Source organism: Massilia cavernae (assembly GCF_003590855.1).
Classification (GTDB): Bacteria; Pseudomonadota; Gammaproteobacteria; order Burkholderiales; family Burkholderiaceae_D; genus Telluria_A; species Telluria_A cavernae.
In genome coordinates this window covers 1-17,390 of the sequence record NZ_QYUP01000002.1, presented here as the reverse complement: position 1 = coordinate 17,390, position 17,390 = coordinate 1, and the positions used below count along the sequence as shown (strand labels likewise).

At 69.1% G+C, this 17,390-nt stretch carries 11 protein-coding genes; all 11 read right to left on the bottom strand.

What is annotated here, in order from left to right; all coding sequences use genetic code 11:
- Position 1: 1 nt before the first annotated feature.
- Entirely contained in the window at positions 2-520 is a 519-nt protein-coding gene (locus D3872_RS25455; protein WP_182915619.1) for a GNAT family N-acetyltransferase, read from the bottom strand.
- A complete protein-coding gene (locus D3872_RS00070) occupies positions 520-780 on the bottom strand; it encodes a phosphopantetheine-binding protein (RefSeq protein ID WP_119808883.1) in 261 nt (86 codons plus the stop codon). The genes D3872_RS25455 and D3872_RS00070 overlap by 1 nt, the downstream gene beginning before the upstream one ends.
- A 50-nt stretch (positions 781-830) precedes the next feature.
- Positions 831-1,769, bottom strand: a complete 939-nt coding sequence (locus D3872_RS00065) for a 3-oxoacyl-[acyl-carrier-protein] synthase III C-terminal domain-containing protein (protein WP_119808882.1) — start codon at positions 1,767-1,769, stop codon at positions 831-833.
- A gap of 25 nt (positions 1,770-1,794) precedes the next feature.
- Positions 1,795-2,739 (bottom strand): chlorinating enzyme, encoded by a 945-nt coding sequence (locus D3872_RS00060; RefSeq protein ID WP_119808881.1) that lies wholly within the window; start codon positions 2,737-2,739, stop codon positions 1,795-1,797.
- A 91-nt stretch (positions 2,740-2,830) separates the two neighbouring features.
- On the bottom strand, positions 2,831-3,424 hold the full coding sequence (locus D3872_RS00055) for a gamma carbonic anhydrase family protein (RefSeq protein ID WP_119808880.1): 594 nt from the start codon (positions 3,422-3,424) through the stop codon (positions 2,831-2,833).
- 77 nt (positions 3,425-3,501) lie between these two features.
- Positions 3,502-9,147: a non-ribosomal peptide synthetase gene (locus tag D3872_RS00050; protein WP_182915618.1), complete on the bottom strand. Its 5,646-nt coding sequence runs from the start codon at positions 9,145-9,147 to the stop codon at positions 3,502-3,504.
- Between the two features lie 42 nt (positions 9,148-9,189).
- Positions 9,190-9,381 (bottom strand): MbtH family protein, encoded by a 192-nt coding sequence (locus tag D3872_RS00045; protein ID WP_119808878.1) that lies wholly within the window; start codon positions 9,379-9,381, stop codon positions 9,190-9,192.
- Positions 9,382-9,399: 18 nt separating this feature from the next.
- On the bottom strand, positions 9,400-12,603 hold the full coding sequence (locus D3872_RS00040) for a non-ribosomal peptide synthetase (protein ID WP_182915617.1): 3,204 nt from the start codon (positions 12,601-12,603) through the stop codon (positions 9,400-9,402).
- A gap of 41 nt (positions 12,604-12,644) precedes the next feature.
- Positions 12,645-14,015 (bottom strand): MFS transporter, encoded by a 1,371-nt coding sequence (locus D3872_RS00035; RefSeq protein WP_119808876.1) that lies wholly within the window; start codon positions 14,013-14,015, stop codon positions 12,645-12,647.
- Complete coding sequence (locus D3872_RS00030; protein ID WP_119808875.1) at positions 14,012-16,645, bottom strand: lantibiotic dehydratase; 2,634 nt, start codon at positions 16,643-16,645, stop codon at positions 14,012-14,014. The genes D3872_RS00035 and D3872_RS00030 overlap by 4 nt, the downstream gene beginning before the upstream one ends.
- Positions 16,642-17,390: non-ribosomal peptide synthetase (locus D3872_RS00025; protein WP_147373744.1), on the bottom strand; the 749-nt coding region annotated here is incomplete at its 5' end. The genes D3872_RS00025 and D3872_RS00030, both read right to left, overlap by 4 nt.

The window sequence follows — 17,390 nt, the reverse complement described above, 5'->3', positions numbered from 1 at the left end:
GTCAGACGATGCTCCTGGAAAAAATGTACAGCCGTTGCTGGTCGCCCAGCACGATATTCCCGCACGGGGAAAAGCCCGCGTCCCGGTGCCATGCCAGCGCCGTGCCCATGCTGGCGTGCACGGTACTGACCACCGTGTGCACGCCGGCACTGCGGCAGTCCGCCTCCAGCCGGGCATACAGTCCGTGGGCCACCAGGGCGCTGAAGCGATCTTCATCCTGGTCGATGACGATCTGCGCCGAACCGGCATAGCCGACCCGGCCGTTGAAGCGGTAGCGGCAGGCCCAGCCCGCAATGCGCCCGTCCCGGCCCACGCACACATGCAGGCCGCGCGGCGCCTGCGGATAGCCCGCTTCCTGGAACAGCGCCGCCAGCGAGGGGTAGCGGTAGGCCAGGATCAGCGCCTGGTTCGAACCGGGCGGCCCGGCCACCAGCAGCGCGGCGGCGTCGGCCGCGCCGGCGGCCCGGAAGCGGTAAGCCTCTTCCGGGGCCAGCGGCGCGGCGGCGGACATGGCGAGCATCAGGCAACCAGGAAGGAATCGATCTTTTCGATCGTGATGCCTTCGGCAAGGTCTTCCAGTGCGACTTCCTTGCCCAGTTTTTCCTGCACCACTTCCAGCATGGCCAGCAGCAGGATCGAGTTGCCGCCGATGTCGAAGAATTCGACGTCGACGCCGACGCTGTCGACGTTCAGGATGGTTTTCCAGATGTCGGCGAGGACGGCGGTGCGCTCCTGCGCGCTGCTGGCCCTTGCTTCAGTTTTTTCGATTACACAATCCATAGTGTTTCCCTTAGTAAAAAATAATAGGTCGGTGCGGTGCACCCCGCCCGTCAGGCCAGACGCCGCAACAGCAGGCTTGCCCGCAGGTTGGGCGCATCGGCCGACATCACGATGTGCTCGCCACTGGCGAAGCCGTTGGTGGCGCTGTAATCGACCAGACTGATGACCGTGTCGGCCGAAAAGCAGTGGCCGTAGCGGCTGACGTTTTCCATGTGCAGCTGGTCCTTGGAAAACCCCAGCTTGGTTTCCTTGAGCTGGGTGATGGGCCTGAAGATATTGCTGGTAAAAACCTTCTTGACGTCACGGGCGGTCAGGCGCGCGCCGTCCAGCAATTCCTTGCAGACCCGGCTGTACAACGGAGAATCGTCCTTGCCCCGATTGTGCTCGACCGGGTCGGCACTGGGCAGGAAACGCTCGTTGACCAAGGCGAAGCCCGGCGTGTCCCGCGCCGTGACGATGCAGCTGGCGGCAGCGTCGCTGAGCAAGGCAAAATTCTGAAAACGGATGGTCTCGTCGTAGACCTTGTCGGCCGTGACGATCAGAATGTTGCGGTAGCGCCCCCCCTGCACCATGCTCGCTGCCATCGCAATGGCCGACAGGAAGCTGGTGCAGTTGTTGAGCGTGATGCCGATCGGATACGCGTTGCACAGCCCCAGTGCCGCCAGCAGGCGCACGTTGTACTTGATGTGCGCGACCTCGTCGCCCGGAACGCAGGTGGAACAGACATACACCAGGTCGACTTCGGCCGGCGCCACGCCGCTGCTTGCCAGCGACTTGCGTGCCGTGTCGATGGCCAGGTCGAAGATATCGCCCGCCGTCTTGCGGTACTTGCCCCAGCCGAACAGGGAGGGCAGGTTCGGGAAATTGTTCGCCTTCAAGAAGTCGTCCAGATTGACGACGTCACTGTAGGCGCACTCGGTTTCGCCGAGCGTGTAGGCCATCGCTGTAATGACCGCGTGCGGCACGGTGCGCTCCTGGAAGTTGTTCATCGATATGTCTCCGTTGCCCCGCCGCTCACACGCGCTTGAAAGGCTGGCCCAGCATGTTGGTGTCGCGGATCTTGTTGTGCGTATAGTTGTTTTCGCCAGCAACGACGATCGCACCGTAGTTCTCCAGGCTCACCTCGCCACCGAACTCGGTGAGCACGTCGGAATCGGGATGGATGCGCACTTCCGGCGGCACGTAGCGCGACGAGAAGCCCAGGCGCATTTCCTGGGTCTTGCCCAAGTGCGGCAGCGACGAGTGCAGCACGGTCGACCAGAAAATGACGACTTCACCCCGTTTCATTTCCAGGTACACGGCCTGCGACTCGTCCGGCACCCAGTTCGGGTCCTTCTGCAAATCGCGGTAGTCATAGCCCCACAGGCCGCGGTGCACGCCGTTCTTGACCAGGTTGTTGTTGCGCTCCGGGTCGAACACCAGGCGCTTGGTCTCGTCGTAGAACATCATGTTGTGGGTGCCGGGCACGATGGCCAGGCAGGCCGTGTCGATCATGGCGTCGGTGAACGCGCACCACGCCGTCAGCGTGCCCTTGCGCTCGGCATTGTCGGGCCACTCGATGTGGGGACGCCCGGCCACGCCGGCAAACGACTCGGCCTGGTGCCAGTCGGTGCCCGCGTCGCCCGGGTACTTCGAAAAGAATTCGCTTTTCCAGCACAGCAGGTTCGGCCCCATCAGGCTGCGCACCTTGTGCACGATCTTCGGGTGGCACACATGGTCGCCCAGGAAGCCAATGTCGAGGTGGCGGTCGTAGTTGGCCAGGTTGTTGTTCTTGCCGTTCGACAGGGTGCTTTCGCCATACACAGCGTGCTTGCGGTTGAGTGTCTGCAGGCGCACTTTTTTCCAGTGTGCTTCCATTTCCTCCGGCTCGTACACTTTGAATGGCTTGACGTAGCCATTCTTGAAGAAGAATTCAACTTCGTCGGGGGTCAGGCCGTAATCTACGTTTTCGCTCGTCATGGTGCTCTTCAGGTCAGGTTAGAGTTCAAAAGGGGGTGAATTAATTCGCCAGGCTGCTGCCAGACTGGCGCACAACGGTGTCCCGCGCCGGCTAGCCGTCCACGTCATCGAGATGGGTGCCCAGCATGGTCGACATGGCGCGGGTGACGGCCACCATGCTGGCGTCGGCCCGATCGAGGCCGTACACCGTCAGGGGGAAGTCCAATGGCATTTGTAATTGCCATATCTTCTCGTGTTCACTGGCCGGAAAATACTGGGCCGGGCTGCCGACGGCGACCCAGCCAATCGGGACGGTATCGCCCGCAGCGACGTCGGTGCGCAAGTGCACCACGCCGTGAATGCGCACTTCGCATCCCTTGCCCAGGCGCGCCGCATGAAACACGGCAGCGCCGGTGGCCACGAAGACCTCGTCTTCGATGGTGCAGCCGACCACGTGGGCGTTGGGGCCGATCAGGCAGTTGTTGCCCACGCTGAGCGAGTGGCGCGCGGTGCTGCGCAGCACCGCGTTTTCCATCACGATGCACTCCGCGCCGATGGCGATGGCGCCCCCCTCGGCAATGACCTGGGCGCCGAACAGGATGCGGCAGCCGGGACCGACGGTGACGTCGCCGCAAATGACGGCGTTGGGCGCGATATAGGCGCTGGGGTCGATGCGCGGGGTTTTTCCAAGGTGGGTAATCAGCATGGCGTTCTCCTTTTAGGGCAAATGGGGTGACAACTACGGTGGCGGTAAGATAATAAATTGATCGACATGGTTCGCTCCTAGGCCGCGCGCAGCGCCGCTGTGTCCAGGCGCGCGGCAAGCGCCCGGCACAGTGCGGCGGCATGCGGGGCGCGCACGATGCCCTGGTGCGTGGCGGGCAGGCGCACCGGGTCCAGCTGCGCGCCAGCGATGGCGCCCCAGCCCAGGTCGGCGTTGGTGCGCGCTTCGTTGGTGGCAATGAACAGCGTGAGCGGCACGTCCAGCGGCGCCGGCGCATAGCCGTACAGGGCTGCCATCAGGGCGCGCCGGCGTGCCAGATGGGCGCGCAGGGCCGCGCCGTCTTGACCGGCGGGCAGCACGCCCAGTTGTTGGCACAGCAGCAGCATCGCGTCGATCTCACCGGACGCGCCCAGCGCGTGCAGCTGGTCCCGGGCCGCCTCAGGTACCTCGTCCGCCAGGGTCAGCAAGATCGCGTCCGTCTCGCTGAAGTCGTGGGCGCCGGCGTGGGCCGCCCCGGCCGAGCGCCGGTATTCGGTTCCATATTCGCGGCTGGTGTCGATCAGGCCCAGGAACGCCACCGGTTCGCCCGCCGCGCGCAGCTGCGCCGCCATTTCATACGCGATGGTGCCGCCCGCCGACCAGCCGGCCAGCCGGTATGGCCCCTGCGGTTGCACGTGGCGCATGGCTGCGAGGAATTCCTGCGCCATGGCGGCAATGCCGCCGGCCGCCACCGCGCCGGCTGGCGCGGCCAGGCCGTACAGGGGAATGGCAGCGTCCAGCTGCGCCGCCACCGCGCTGGCATACCCCAGTTCTTCCTGGTGCGGCTGCACCAGGAAAAGGGGCGCCAAGCTGCCCCCGGCGCGCAGCGGCACCAGGCAAACGGGCGCGCAGACCGGCGCGGGCGGCGCGTCGATGAGCGCGGCCAAGCCGCGCAGGGTCGGGTTGGCGAACAGCTGCGCCAGCTCCACCGCATGACCCAGCTCGCCCACCAGGGCCAGCATCACCACGGCCAGCATCGAGTGCCCCCCAAGCTCGAAGAAATTATCGTTGCGGCCGATCTGCTCGCGCGCGAGCACCTGCGTCCAGATCTGCGCCAGCGCCTGTTCCAGGTCGCCCTGCGGCGCGCCGCCCTCCGACGCGGGAGCGCCTGCGGCAGCGGCGTGCGGGCCGGCCTGCAGGCGTGCATGCAGCGCCTGGCGGCGCCGGTCAGCATCGGGCAGCGCCACATCCTGCAACACGGTTTGCGGATGCGCCGCGAACGCCTCCAGCAGCGCCACGTAACTTGCGGCCATCCCCTCGATGGTGGCCGGCTCGAACAGCGCGGTGTTGTATTCGATCGCCCCGTCCAGGGTGCCATCCCGTTCGGCCAGCACCAGCGTCAGGTCGTACTTGGCCACGGCAAGGGCGCCGTCGATGCGCTCGAACGTCAGTCCCGGCACGCCGATCACGCCGCCGGCGCCATGATTGAACGACAGCGCGACCTGGAACAGGGGCGAATGGCCGGGCCGGCGCTCGGGACGCAGTGCTTCCACCACGCGCTCGAAGGGCAGATCCTGGTGGGCGTCGCCGTCGAGCACGGCGTCGCGCACCAGGCCCAGCAGCGCGTCGAACGATTGCGCTGCATCGACCGCCGTGCGCAGCACCAGGGTGTTGACGAAGTAGCCGATCAGGCTGTCCAGGCCGGGATGCTGGCGGTTGGCCACGCCGTAGCCGATACACACGTCGCTCTGGCCCGTATACCGGTGCAGCAGCGCATTGAACGCCGCCGCGGCGACCATGAACAGCGTGCCGCGGCGCTGGCGGGCCAGCGCCTGCATGCGCCCCGTGAGCGCCGGGCCCAGATCGAACTGCACCGCTGCGCCGCGGTGCGTGAGCACGGCGGGACGGGGATGATCGAGCGGCAGCTCCAGCACGGGGGCGGCGCCGCCCAGCGTGGCCTGCCAGTACGCCAGTTGCGCCTGCGGGCGCGCGCCTTGCAGGTAGGCGCGCTGCCACATGGCGAAGTCGGCATATTGCAGTGGCAGCGGCGCCAGGGCGGGCACGCTGCCGGCGCGCCCGGCCCGGTACAGTTCGCCCAGCTCGTCCATCAGCACGCCCAGCGAGCGGCCGTCGGCGATGATGTGGTGCAGCGTCAGCATGAAAACATGCTCGTCTTGGGCCAGTTTGAGCAGGCGGGTCCGGATCAACGGCCCGCGCGCCAGATCGAACGGCTGCGCCGCTTCCTGCCGTACCAGATGGCGCGCATCGCTCGCGGCATCGGGGCGCGCCGACAGGTCCAGCAGCGCCAGGTCCAGTGGTAGGGCTGAGGCGATGCGCTGCACCGGCGTGCCGCGCTCGAGCGCAAAGCTGGTGCGCAGCGCTTCGTGGCGTTCGACGACGGCGTTCAGGCTGCGCTCGAGCAGGGCCGCGTCGAGCGCGCCATGGATGCGCCACGCGCTGGGAATGTTATAGGCGTCGCCGCCGGGCTGGTACTGGTCGAGGAACCACAGCCCCTGCTGCGCGAACGAGGCGGGAACGGGATCGCTGCGCGTGACGCGCACAATGGCAGGCGGCGCTGCGGCCGGCTCGCCAGCCAGCCCCGCGACCAGATCGGACAGCGTGGAGGCACCAAAAAAGCGCTTCAGGGCGATGTCGACGCCCAGCTGCTGGCGGATTTGCGCGAGCGCCTTGGCCGCCAGCAGCGAATGCCCGCCCAGCGCGAAGAAGTTATCCTGCAGGCCCACTTGCGGCAGCTTGAGCAGCGTGGCCCAGATGGCGGCCACGCGCCGCTCCTGCGCGCTACGCGGCGCCACATAGGTAACCGCGGCGGCGTGATGGCTTGCATCCGGCGCGGGCAACGCGGCGCGGTCGGTCTTGCCGTTGGGGTTCAGCGGCAGCGTGTCCAGTACCACCCATGCGCCGGGCAGCATGTAGGCGGGCAGGCTGTCGGCCAGCTGGGCGCGCAGGACGGCCGGCTCCAGCGGCGCGCCGGCTCCCGTGATCGGGGTGACGTAGGCGACCAGCTTTTGCTCGCCCGGCTGGTCTTCACGTACCATCACCAGCGCTTGGCGCACCCCGGGGCAGCGCAGTAGCGCCGCTTCGATTTCGCCCGGCTCGATGCGCATGCCGCGCAGCTTGACCTGATGGTCCAGGCGCCCCAGAAAGGCAATGCTGCCATCGGCCAGCCAGCGCCCCAGGTCGCCGCTGCGGTACATGCGGCTGCCGGGCGCGCCGAACGGATCGGGCACGAAGCGCTCGGCCGTCAGCTCGGGACGGCGCCAGTAGCCGCGCGCCACCCCTGCCCCGCCGATGCAGATTTCGCCAACCACGCCGGCCGGCACGCGCTGGTTGGCGCCGTCGACGATATACACCTGCACGCCGGGGATGGGACGGCCCAGCGGCACGTCGGTGCGCGCCGCGGCGGCGGCGTTCAGGTAGCTCAGCGCTACGTCGGCGCACTCGGTTGGCCCGTAGGAGTTGACCAGGTCCAGGCCGGCGCCGGCCAAGTCGGCCGCCAGCGCGGCGTCGATGGCTTCGCCGCCCAGCACCACGCTGCGCAGCGCGCCATGGCTGGTCAGGCCCGCGGCGTAGGCGCGCCAGGCCGACGGGGCGCAGTTGACGTGGGTCGGCTGGTGCTGTTGCAGCGCGCGCCGGAAGCTGTCCGGGTCGGACGCTGGCCCGTCCGGGATGATCAGGGTCGCGCCGGCGGCCAGGGTGCCGAGGATGTTCTTCTGGGTCAGGTCGAAGCTGAGCGAACTGGCCAGCATGACCCGATCGGCCCGGCCCAGGCCGGCCGAACCATGCCGATACCAGTGCAGCAGGTTGGCCACCCCGGCGTGGGTATTGACGGCGCCCTTGGGCTGGCCGGTGGAACCGGACGTGTAGATGCAGTAGGCCAGCTGCTGCCCCAGCGTGGCCACACCGGTGGCGTAAGTCGGATGGCAGGCAATTGCGGCGCGCTCGGCGTCCAGGCACACGGTGTGCGCCGGCCTTCGCGGCAGGCGCGCTTGCAGGTGCTGCTCGGTCAGCAGCACGGTGGCGGCGCAGTCGTCCAGCATGTAGGCCAGGCGCTGGGGCGGATAGTCCGGGTCCAGCGGCACATAGGCGGCGCCGGCCTTGAGGATGGCCAGCATGCCGACCACCATCTCGGGGCCGCGTTCGACGCACAGCGCCACCAGGGTGTCGGGTAGCACGCCCAGCGCGCGCAGGTGATGTGCCAATTGGTTGGCGCGGGCGTCAAGTTCGCCGTAACTGAGGCAATGCGCGCCCCACAGCAGCGCGCGCGCCCCCGGCGTACGCGCCGCCTGCTGTTCGAACAGCAGGTGCACGCCGCCGCCGCCGCCGGCGGCGGGCACGGCGGCGCCGCTCCACGCGCGCAGCTGGTCCTGTTCGGCGGCGCCAAGCATCGGCAGGTGCTTGAGCGCGCACAACGGATCGGCAGCGACAGCGTTCAGCAGGACAGCGTAGTGGCCGGCAATGCGTTCGATGGTCGCATGGTCGAACAGGTCGGTGTTGTATTCGAGTACGCCGTACAAGGCGCCATCGCGCACCATCAGCTCCACCGACAGATCGAACTTGGCGCCGGTGCTGGCGACGGGCACGATACTGCTGCTCAGACCGGGCAGGTCGAGACCGCCCTCGGCGCCGGCGTCGTAGAACGACAGCATGACCTGGAACAGCGGCGTACGGTTCAGGTGGCGCGCCGGACGCAGGGCTTCCACCAGGCGCTCGAACGGCACACCCTGATGGGCGTCACCGTCCAGCACGGCGTCGCGCACCTGCTGCAGCAGCGCCGCGAAGGTGTGTTCGTCATCGATGCGCGTGCGCAGCACCAGCGTGTTGACGAACAAGCCGATCAGGCCCTGCACATCGGGGGCGCTGCGGTTGGCGACAGGATAGCCAATGCAGATATCGCGTTGCCCCGTGTAGCGCTGCAGCAGCACGTTCAAGGCTGCGGCGGCGACCATGAAGGTGCTGCCGCGGCCGGCCCCGGCCAGGGCGCGCAGGCGCTCATGGAGCGCGCCGTCTAGCGCAAAATCGACCGCTGCGCCCCGATGCGTGAGCACGGCGGGACGGGGCCGGTCGGTGGGCAACTCGAGCGGCGCCGCAGCGCCGTCCAGCGTGCGCTGCCAGTACGCCAGCTGGGTTTGCAGGCGTTCGCCCTGCAGATGGTCGCGCTGCCAGACGGCGAAGTCGGCATACTGGATGGGCAACGGCGCCAGCGCTGGCGCGGTCCCGGCGTGCAGCGCGCGGTAGCACAGGCTCAATTCGCGCATCAGCACGCCCATGGACCAGCCGTCGCTGACGATGTGGTGCAGCGTCAGCAGGAAAATGTGCTGCTGCGCTCCCAGCGCAAGCAGTTGCGCGCGCAGCAGCGGTCCGCGCCCCAGGTCGAAGCTTTGCCGGGCCTCGGCCTGCGCCATGGCGCGCGCCTGCTGTTCCGGATCGGCGCAGGCCGACAGGTCGTGCATGCGGATCGACACGGCCAGTTGCGCGGCGATCAGCTGCGCGCCGCCCTCGCCGGCCGGCCCATCCGGCGCGAACGTGGTGCGCAACGATTCATGCCGGTCCACCACCAGATTCAGACTGCGTTCGAGCAGCGCCCCGTCGAGCGGGCCTTGCAGGCGCCAGGCGGCCGCAATGTTATACAAGCTGGTGCCGGATTCGTAGTCATCCAAAAACAGCAGGCGCTGCTGCGCAAACGACGTGCAAAAGCGGTCGGTCATGGTCGGGTCCATTGTCAATGAGATCGTCGCTGCGGGGTGGCGTCAGCCTGCCAGTGCCTGGCGCAGGCTCGCTGGCGTCATGTCGACCCAGTGCGTGCGGATGTAGTCCAGGCAGTCCTGCTTGCTGCCCTTGACGCCAAGCGCCGTCCAGCCGGCCGGCGGCGGGCTGTCATCGGCCCAGATCGAGTACTGCTCTTCGTGATTCATCACGACCATAAAAACGCTGTTGTCCATAATGGGTCCTTGATAAGGTTAGTGAGATTGCTGTGTCGCCCGGCCGCGGGCCTGGCGTTGAATGGGGCCGCCGAGGGGGGCGATGCTGGCCGGCTGCGCAGCGAGCGTGTCGAGCGCGCGGGCAAAATCGGCCAGCGTGGGCGCATCGAACAGCAGACGCATCGGCACCGCCACGCGCAGTTGTTCCTCCACCTGCGCCACCACCTGGGCGGCCAGCAGCGAGTGCCCGCCCAGCATGAAGAAGTTATCCTGCAGGCCCACTTGCGGCAGCTTGAGCAGCGTGGCCCAGATGGCGGCCACGCGCCGCTCCTGCGCGCTACGCGGCGCCACATAGGTAACCGCGGCGGCGTGATGGCTTGCATCCGGCGCGGGCAACGCGGCGCGGTCGGTCTTGCCGTTGGGGTTCAGCGGCAGCGTGTCCAGTACCACCCATGCGCCGGGCAGCATGTAGGCGGGCAGGCTGTCGGCCAGCTGGGCGCGCAGGACGGCCGGCTCCAGCGGCGCGCCGGCTCCCGTGATCGGGGTGACGTAGGCGACCAGCTTTTGCTCGCCCGGCTGGTCTTCACGTACCATCACCAGCGCTTGGCGCACCCCGGGGCAGCGCAGTAGCGCCGCTTCGATTTCGCCCGGCTCGATGCGCATGCCGCGCAGCTTGACCTGATGGTCCAGGCGCCCCAGAAAGGCAATGCTGCCATCGGCCAGCCAGCGCCCCAGGTCGCCGCTGCGGTACATGCGGCTGCCGGGCGCGCCGAACGGATCGGGCACGAAGCGCTCGGCCGTCAGCTCGGGACGGCGCCAGTAGCCGCGCGCCACCCCTGCCCCGCCGATGCAGATTTCGCCAACCACGCCGGCCGGCACGCGCTGGTTGGCGCCGTCGACGATATACACCTGCACGCCGGGGATGGGACGGCCCAGCGGCACGTCGGTGCGCGCCGCGGCGGCGGCGTTCAGGTAGCTCAGCGCTACGTCGGCGCACTCGGTTGGCCCGTAGGAGTTGACCAGGTCCAGGCCGGCGCCGGCCAAGTCGGCCGCCAGCGCGGCGTCGATGGCTTCGCCGCCCAGCACCACGCTGCGCAGCGCGCCATGGCTGGTCAGGCCCGCGGCGTAGGCGCGCCAGGCCGACGGGGCGCAGTTGACGTGGGTCGGCTGGTGCTGTTGCAGCGCGCGCCGGAAGCTGTCCGGGTCGGACGCTGGCCCGTCCGGGATGATCAGGGTCGCGCCGGCGGCCAGGGTGCCGAGGATGTTCTTCTGGGTCAGGTCGAAGCTGAGCGAACTGGCCAGCATGACCCGATCGGCCCGGCCCAGGCCGGCCGAACCATGCCGATACCAGTGCAGCAGGTTGGCCACCCCGGCGTGGGTATTGACGGCGCCCTTGGGCTGGCCGGTGGAACCGGACGTGTAGATGCAGTAGGCCAGCTGCTGCCCCAGCGTGGCCACACCGGTGGCGTAAGTCGGATGGCAGGCAATTGCGGCGCGCTCGGCGTCCAGGCACACGGTGTGCGCCGGCCTTCGCGGCAGGCGCGCTTGCAGGTGCTGCTCGGTCAGCAGCACGGTGGCGGCGCAGTCGTCCAGCATGTAGGCCAGGCGCTGGGGCGGATAGTCCGGGTCCAGCGGCACATAGGCGGCGCCGGCCTTGAGGATGGCCAGCATGCCGACCACCATCTCGGGGCCGCGTTCGACGCACAGCGCCACCAGGGTGTCGGGTAGCACGCCCAGCGCGCGCAGGTGATGTGCCAATTGGTTGGCGCGGGCGTCAAGTTCGCCGTAACTGAGGCAATGCGCGCCCCACAGCAGCGCGCGCGCCCCCGGCGTACGCGCCGCCTGCTGTTCGAACAGCAGGTGCACGCCGCCGCCGCCGTCGGCGGCGGGCACGGCGGCGCCGCTCCACGCGCGCAGCTGGTCCTGTTCGGCGGCGCCAAGCATCGGCAGGTGCTTGAGCAGGCGCTCCGGATCGGCCGCGATCGCTTGCAGCAGCGCCACGTAATGGCCGGCCATGCGTTCGACCAGGGGCGGCTCGAAGCCGTCGCGGTCGTACAGGAACAGGCAGCGCGCGCCCTGCTCCGACTCCAGCACGTCGAGCTTGAATTCATTTTTCAGGTAAGCCGGCGCCACTTCGACGACGCGCAGGTGGTGGGCGCCAAACTGCCAGCCATGCCGGCCGCTGCGCAGGTAGCTAAAACCGATCTGCGACAGGGCCCCCCGCACATCTTGCCCGGCGCGGCGCAACTGCTTGGCGATGAGCGGGAATGGCACTTCGTTTTCGTCCTGCAGATCCATCAACTGGTCGCGGACCGACGCCACCAGCGCGCCGGCGCTTTGAGCGTTATCGATATGGGCACGCACCACACACAGGTTGGTCAGGTACGCCAGGCAGTGCTGCACGGCGGGCGCCCCCCGGTTGGCCACCGGCATGACGATGCCGAAGTCGTTCTGGCCGCTGTAACGCGACAGCAGGATTTGGTAAGCGGCCAGATACATGGCGGCCGGCGTCACGCGCATGCGCCGGGCCAGCGCGTGCACCTGCGCCAGCGCCTGCGGCGCCAGCATCACGCTGGCGCTCGCAGCCGAGCAAGCCTGCAGCGATTCGCGGACCGCTTGCCGGCGCGGCAACGCCAGGCGGTCGGGCATGCCGAGCAGGCGGGCCACCACCGTTGACACGGCGGCGCGTCCGGCGGGGCTGGCGCTGAACGCCATCTCGCGCTGCACGATGTCGTGCAAGCTCGCTCCGGCGGCCGCGGCCTGAAAAGAGCTGTCCTGCGCCAGCGCGCAATAACGCTGCGCCAGTTCGTCAAAGAAGGCAGTGGCCGAAGCATCGTCGAAGATCAGGTGGGGGATCGACAGCACCAGGCCACCGGGCTGTCCGGCGCCCGCCTCGATCAGCAGCGCGCGGTAGCAAGGCAGACGCGCAAGGTCGAGCGGCGTCGCGCTCTCAGACCGGGCCACCTCAAGCACGCTGCCGGAGACGCAATACAGCGGCACCTCCAGCGCCGCGCCGGGCGCGGCCACCTGCAGCTGAGCGATACCCCCATGCGCCCGGACAGCGGCGCGCAGCACCTCGTGCCGGGCCGTCATCTGCGCCAGCGCCGTGCGCATCAGCCCAGCGTCGAGCGCGCGCGCCGACTCGAACGCGAACACCATGTTGTAGGACGCGCTGGTGTGCTCGTCGACCTGGCTGAGGAACCACAGCCCATTCTGGGCGATGGTCAGGGGAACGGATGTCATTGCTGCTGTCATGGTTGTCTCTGGATTGGTCACGAGGGGCCTCACTTGGCGGCCAGCCGGCTGGCAGGCTGCGGTTCGGGTGCGGCGGGCGATGCGGCATCGGCCCCGCTGTCGGCCCCCAGCCGCAAGCCGCCGGCCGCCAGCAACGCCAGGGCGCACAAGCTCACGCCAAGGCCCAGCGCCGATACCATCAGGCCCATCGCCGCGCCGGCGCCCTGCCCCCACAGCGCTGCCAGCATGCCGGAGCGCTCCAGCAGGGCGCCAAACACGGTGCCGGCGAGCGGCACGGAACTCAGGATGGCCAGGGGCGTCAGGCCGAACGAGAGCACGGTGCGCACGGCAAACACCTTGCCCTGAATGGCCGGCGGCACGTGCATCTGCCACACGGTCTGGCTGGACGCCATGATGACGGTGGTGAGCACGCCGAGGGCGCAGGCAGCGCCGCCCAGCATCCACGGCGCGCGCCACAGGCCCCAGCCCACCATGCACAGGCCAAAGGCCAGCGCGCCCCAGACGATCGCGTTCTGGTCGCTGACGGGCATGCGCCAGCGCGCCAGCAGCATGCCGGCGGCCACCCCGCCGGCGCCTTGCAGGCCCAGGCTGGTGCCGAGCACGTGGCTGGAGGCGAACGACAGGACATACGGGGCGAACGTCACGCTGAACACGGCCACTCCGATATTGATCGCCATGAAGAACAGCAGCAGGCGGCGCAAGCCGGCGCGCGCGAACACCCAGCGAAAGCCGAAGCTCAGTTCATGCCAGAAGCTGGTGTAGGCCGGCGCGGCGCCGGCCGGCGCGGCCGCGATGGTCACGCCCAGCAGCCCGACGATGCCGATCAGGTAGCTGAGCACGTCGAGCGCCAGCAGCGGGCCCAGCCCGAAGTAATCCAGGCCCACGGCGCCCAGCACCGGCCCCAGCATGACGCTGATGCCGCGGAACGATTGCTGCAGGCTATTCATGCGGCCCAGATGGGCGCGCGGCACCACCAGCGAGATCGCCGCGCTCAGGGCCGACCAGCGCAGTTCCGATGCCAGTGCCAGCACCAGCGTGACCAGTGCCACCACCGCCAGGTTGAGCTTGCCGGCGCCCAGGCACAGCAAGGCCAGCGAAATGGCCAGCATCGAGGCCACGTCGCACGACAGCAGCAGCGACTTTTTATTCCAGCGGTCTGCCAGCACGCCGGCAAACGGCGCGAACAGCAAACTGGGCAATGCCGCCAGGATGGCCAGCCAGGCGAACCACGCGTACGACCCGGTCTCGCGGAACACCCAGACGTTCAGGCCGAACGTGGTCAGCGTGGTGCCCAGGCTGCTGACCCCGCGGCTGACGATGAAGCGCAGCGCGGCCGGCGGCAATGGCGCGCTCGGGGTGTTTGGCGCCTCTGGCGTCTGGTGCGTGTTTGGCTTGGTCATGGCATTCCTGCTCGATGGGTGAACGCGTTCGCATCGTCGGCATGGATCGCCACGATACGCAACTCGCTGGTGTAGGTATGGCCATCGGCGTCGGGCAGCCAGGCTTCGCTGTGAGCCGGCAGCATTTCGCTCATGCCGATCAGGGTCGTTGGGTCCACCCCGCCGTCCTGCGCGTTGCGGACCTGGCGCGCCAGCATCCACACGTACAGGGGGCTATCGAAGTCGAGATAAAAGGGCTTCTGCTCCCATGGCGTCTTGACGAACACCCAGCGCGGCAGCTGTCGCTCCAGGCGCCAGCTGCGCGCCTCCAGAAACGCGGCAGCGCTGCCTTTGCAGGCCACGAAGGGCAGCTCGGCGCAGCTGAAGCGCCAGGCCTGGCGCTGCACCACCAGGCGGTCGATGGCGATGCGCGGGCGGTACGACGCGGGGGCCAGCAGCCGGAATTTGTCGGCGGCGAAACCGGACAGCAGCTCGCCGAATACGTCCAGCAGGTCGAAGCTGCGCGCGCCGTCGCGCGTTTGCACCACCAGAGCGGCGCCGCCCTGCACCCGCTGCACTACCAGCTCGCCGATATCGAGCGCGCTGGCCGGATCGAGCGGGCGCGCGTCGTGCGAAAAACACAGCTCGACGTCGACCCCGGGTTCCAGTACGGTCTGAACCCGGATCGGCTGCTGCGTGCCGGCGCGCGAGAGGCACGGCATGATGCGTGGGGCGCCGCGATCGGCGCGCAGCATCGCCAGCAGGCGCCAAGGCTCGTCGAACTGGTTGACGGCGGAATGGTTCATCAGCGTGTTCAGACCCAAGTGCAGTTCGCCGAGCACGAAGCGGTAGTCGCCGCGCGTGACGGCGTCCACGTCGGCAGCGGCAATCATCACGTCCGGGCTTTGGTGGCAAGCGGCGCGCCAGCCGCAGTGCGGCACGTCGAAAGCGGCGCCGATGGCGCCCATGACGGCGGCGCTGTCGTGCTGGATGCAAGTCGCCCCCGCCGGCGCGGCCAGGATGGCTTCCCAGCGCGCCCACAGCTGGGCCTGGATGGCGCTGGCATCGAACGCCGCGTTGCCGAAGAAAAGCACCTGCGCGTCGGCCCAGAAAGCGGTGAAGTCGAGCGCGCCGGCGGCGCGCGCGAGGCGGTCGAAGATCGCCTCGAAAGCCAGCCCGAAGCCCTGCGCCAGCTGGTAGCAGAACCAGCGCGCGCTGGCCAGCACCGGGTCGAGCGCGGCCTGCAGCGGTGCGCTCAGCTGCGTGCCCAGCTGCACGCTCATGGCGCGTTGGCAGTCTTCGTAGGCGAGCGTACGAGCGCCGTAGGTTTCGCCGGCGCGGCGGTTCGAGGGCAGGCCGCAGACCTGTTCGAATACCTCGCCCAGCTGCTCGGATGCGCGGGCCACGGCGCGGGCGTCGCCGGCCGCGGCGGCCAGAGCGGCGCGCGCCGCTTCCAGCGCATCGAGCGCGGCCACTGCCGGCAGGCGCTGTGCGTCGTCGGTGATGGCCTGCAGCTGGGTGCGCAGATGGCGTTCCGGCCAAGCGTCGCTGGCGCACACGGCAAAGCCCCAGGCCAGGCGCTGGCTTGCGGCCAGCTCCTCCATGATGGCATACACCTCGTCCGCGCTGTCGAAGTCGAGGAAGGGATTGGCCGTCAGCGCAGCGGCGATCCCGGCGGCCGTGAGCTGGCCGTCGCAAGCGCCCAGCACGGCCGCTTGTTCCTGGCTCAGGCGCGTGGCGGCGCCGGTTTGCAGATGCAAGGTCACCCCTTCGAGGCGCAAATACGGCATGCGCCGCGGGGTGCACCACCGGCGCAGGGCGGGCCGTGCCGACAGCCGCGCGGCCAGTGCCTGGATCGCCCAGTCCTCGAAATACACGCTGCGGCGCGCCAGCAAGTGCGGTTCGCAGTGAAAGCGGATCGGCTCCGGCTGGTCGCCAAGAGTGGCCCAGCCCACCGGGCCGAAAAAGCCGATCGTGTCGTTCTTGGTGCAGTAGCGCTGCGCATACATGGCGACCAGCTGCTCGCTGCGGCGCAGGCGGGTAGCCCCGGCGCCGTCGCTGGACGGCGCCGCCAGCAGCGCAACGGCGCTGTGGGCCGCCAGCGGATTTTGCCAGGTCACCGCCTCGGCAAAGCGCGGCGTGCGGGCAAACGCGCTGGCGCAGTCGCGGCTGCGCTGCTGGGCGGTGGCCACGCTGGCGTCGTAGCGCGCGGCGGCCAGCTGCCGGCCCGCTTCGGCAGCGCGCAGCGCCTGCACGGTCTGAAGTGGCGTGCGCGCACAAAACGCCTCGCTGAACTGGCGCCGGTCGATGGCCTTGGCGTCGGCGCGCAACGCCAGAATCTCTTGCTGCAGTTGCTGGTGGCGGGCACTGGCGGACGGGTCATGGCGCACGTCGTCCAGCAGCGCCTTGATGCGTGCCTTGACGCCGGCGCGCACGCCGTTCCAGGCATCCAGCGCGTCGCTCCGGGCGCGCACCAGGGCGTCGGCGGCAGCGGCGCAGTCGGGGTCGGCAAAGCCCAGCACGGCTGCCGCGGGGAAGCCGGCCGTGCGGCATTCCAGCACGCGCCAGAACGACCAGCCGTGCGCGCTCGGCGCGCTCAGGTGGGGCGCCGGCCCAGTGCGCGCTTGCGGCAAGTTCAGCACGTCCCTCATGGCGCCACCGCCCTGGCCGCCTGGATCGCCTCGGCAATGGCGTGTGCCGTCGACAGCTTGTACACGTCGCGCACCTTGAGGGTGACGCCCATGCGTTCGCGGCACTGGGCCACAAAGCGCATCATGGCGATCGAATGCAGGCCCTTGGCGAACAGGTCGTCCTGCGGCGCCAGCGCGGTGCCGGGCATGACGCTGTGCAGGATCTCCAGCGTCGCCTGCAGCGTGGGCGGGTGCGCCGCCGCGCCGCCGATGGCCAGGGGCGCTGCGGCGGCCGGCGTAGCAGGGGCCGAAGGTGCGGCGGCCAGCGCCTTACGATCGAGCTTGCCGCTGGCGTTGAGCGGCAGCGCCTCCAGCGCGACATACAGGGCCGGCACCATATAGTCCGGCAAACTGGCCAGCAACTGCGCCTGCAGGGTCGCGCGGTTCAAGGCGCCCTGCTCCGGTCCGGCCACGTAGGCCACCAGGCGCAGCGCGCCGGCGCCGTCAGGCTCGGCCATGACCACGGCCGCGCGTACCCCGGCGCAGCCTAGCAGCGCCGCTTCGATCTCGCCCAGCTCGATGCGCAGGCCTCGGATCTTGACCTGGTGGTCCAGGCGCGACAGAAATTCGATATTGCCATCGGCCAGATAGCGGGCCAGGTCGCCGCTGCGGTACAAGCGACTGCCGGGCGCGCCGAACGGATCGGGGATAAATTTTTCCGCCGTCAGGTCGGGCCGCCGCAGGTAGCCGCGCGCCAGCTGGATGC